The organism is Microvirga arsenatis, from assembly GCF_009910705.1.
GTDB lineage: Bacteria > Pseudomonadota > Alphaproteobacteria > Rhizobiales > Beijerinckiaceae > Microvirga > Microvirga arsenatis.
This window is the reverse complement of the sequence record NZ_JAAAXJ010000054.1, coordinates 1-2,639: the sequence shown is the minus strand read 5'-3', so window position 1 is coordinate 2,639 and position 2,639 is coordinate 1. Positions and strand designations below refer to the sequence as shown.

At 65.1% G+C, this 2,639-nt stretch carries 2 protein-coding genes; both read left to right on the top strand.

Going from position 1 to position 2,639, the window contains the following annotated elements:
• Positions 1-202: 202 nt before the first annotated feature.
• On the top strand, positions 203-1,741 hold the full coding sequence (gene istA / locus GR303_RS24150) for an IS21 family transposase (protein WP_425487143.1): 1,539 nt from the start codon (positions 203-205) through the stop codon (positions 1,739-1,741).
• 13 nt (positions 1,742-1,754) lie between these two features.
• Positions 1,755-2,480: an IS21-like element helper ATPase IstB gene (gene istB, locus GR303_RS24145; protein ID WP_161726995.1), complete on the top strand. Its 726-nt coding sequence runs from the start codon at positions 1,755-1,757 to the stop codon at positions 2,478-2,480.
• Positions 2,481-2,639: the final 159 nt, after the last annotated feature.

The following is a 2,639-nucleotide window of genomic DNA, read 5'->3' as shown; positions in this document are numbered from 1 at the left end:
TGCGCGTTCCAGACGATCGTGATCACGGATTCCAGATGATCGTGATCATCCGTTCCAGGGCATCGTGATCATGGTTTCCAGAGGGCCGTGATCACTCGTTCCAGCGATCGTGATCAGTCTCCGAGACCGGGAAGAGGTGCTGTCCGCGGGCAGTCCGCAACCTACGGTAATCTTGGCTTTTGCTTTCCAGCCGAGGACCAAGATGCCCACCGAGAGACTGTCGATGCGCCACATCCGTGAAGTCTTACGCCTGCACCACGCTGTCGGGCTTTCCCAGCGCGCCACCGCAACCAGCCTGGGCCTGGCCCAGGGCACCGTCAGCAAATACATCAATCGTGCCCGGCGCGCCGGCCTGACCTGGCCCCTGCCGCCCGAGCTTGATGATGATGTCCTGCTGGAGAGCCGGCTCTATCCACCGCCCTCCGATCTGCCCACCGAGCAACGCAGCCAGCCCGATTGGACGCTGGTCCATCGCGAACTGCGCCGGCCGGGCGTGACTCTGATGCTCCTGTGGGAGGAATACTGCGACAGCACGCCCGAGGCCTTCAGCTATTCCTGGTTCTGCGAGCACTACAAGGACTGGGCGGGCCGGCTCAAGCCCACGCTGCGCCAGGTCCATGTTGCCGGCGAGAGGCTCTTCGTCGACTATTCCGGCCACACCATGGAGGTGATCGACGGGCTCACCGGCGAGGTCCGCCCGGTCCAGATCTTCGTCGCCGTGCTCGGGGCCTCGAACTACACCTATGCCGAGGCCACCTTCACCCAGAGTCTGCCGGATTGGATTGGATCGCATGTGCGCACCTTCGCCTTCCTGGGCGGCGCCACCCGCCAGACGGTCAGCGACAATCTCAAGGCCGGGATCACCAAGGCCTGCTTCCACGAGCCGATGGTTAACCGCACCTATGCCGACGCGGCGCGTCACTACGGCACCGCCATCGTGCCGGCCCGGCCCTACAAGCCGCGCGACAAGGCGAAGGTCGAGGTGGGCGTTCAGGTGGTCGGGCGCTGGATCCTGGCCCGCCTGCGCAACCGCCGTTTCTTCTCGCTGTCGGCGCTCAACGCGGCCATCCAGGATCTGCTGCATGACTTGAATGACCGGCCCCTGCGTGGCTGGGGCCGCAGCCGGCGCGAGCTGTTCGAGGCGCTCGACCGCCCGGCGCTCCTGCCGCTGCCGGCCGAACCGTACGAGTATGCCGAGTGGAAGCGCTGCCGGGTCGGTCTCGATTACCACATCGAGATCGCCAAGCATTACTACAGCGTGCCGCACAGCCTGGTGCGTCAGGAGGTCGAGGCGCGGATCACGGCCGCAACCGTCGAAGTCTTCTGGCGCGGCAAGCGCGTGGCCTCGCATATGCGGTCCCATCGTCCGCATCGGCCAACCACGGTGTCCGAGCACATGCCGAGTTCGCATCGGCGCTACCGCGACTGGACGCATGAGCGCATCCGCCGCGAGGCGGGCAAGGTCGGACCAGACGCCGCCACCTTGATCGACGTCATCCTGCGCTCCCGGCCGCATCCTGAGCAGGGCTTCCGCTCGGCAATCGGCATTCTCGGACTGGTCAAGCGCTATGGGGCGGAGGGGGTCGATGCCGCCTGCGCGCAGGCTCTGGCGATCAACACCCGGTCCTACACCTCGGTTGCCGCCATTCTGAAGAGCGGCATGCCCAAGGCCTCCCAGCCGGCGCAGGACGCGCCGGTGCTCGTCCATGCCAACATCCGTGGCCCCGGCTACTACCACTGAACAGGAGATCCTCATGCTGCTTCACCCCACTGTCGAACGCCTGCGGGCTCTTGGCTTGAGCGCCATGGCCGACACGCTGATCGAGTTGCAGACCAACCCCGATGCCGCGGCGATGCCCCATGCCGACTGGCTTGGTCTTCTGGTCGATCGGGAAGTGACGTTCCGCGACAACCGTCGTCTGGCGCGCCGCCTCAGCGCGGCCAAACTGCGCCAGAGCGCCACCATAGAGAATGTTGACTACCGCAGCTCGCGCGGTCTCGACCGGGCCTTGTTCCAGTCGCTGGCCACCAGCCAGTGGGTGCGCGATCACAATCACCTGGCGATTGTCGGCCCGACCGGGACGGGGAAGAGCTGGCTGGCCTGTGCGCTCGGCCACAAGGCCTGTCGCGACGGCTTCTCGGTTCTGTATCGCCGGGCGCCGCGCCTGTTTGCCGATCTGGTCCAGGCTCGCGGCGAAGGCCGTCTGGCGCGTCTGATGAGTGCCCTGGAGCGCACGGATTTGATCATCATCGACGACTGGGGCCCGGAGCCGCTCACCGCCGAGCAGCGCCGGGATCTTCTGGAGATCGTTGACGACCGCTACGACAAGGGCTCGCTGCTGATCACCAGCCAGGTTCCCGTATCACACTGGCACGATGTGATTGCCGATCCCACTCTCGGCGATGCGATCCTGGATCGCGTCATTCACAATGCACATCGGATTGAACTCAAGGGCGACAGCCTGCGGCGGCGGGCTTGACCTGAAGGCTGTTTCCAGACCACCTTACAACTGCCAGCGGTACTGGCCGCTTCATCCCCGCTCAGCGAACCACCAAGTGAACGCTGACGGTGATCACGATCACCAGAACGAGTGATCATGATCGTGTGGAACCACCGATCACCATCCCTGGAATACGCA

Bases quoted from the DNA above. Each gene is read 5' to 3' on its own strand.
- istA (WP_425487143.1), top strand. From the start codon at position 203: ATGCCCACCGAGAGACTGTCGATGCGCCACATCCGTGAAGTCTTACGC.
- istB (WP_161726995.1), top strand. From the start codon at position 1,755: ATGCTGCTTCACCCCACTGTCGAACGCCTGCGGGCTCTTGGCTTGAGC.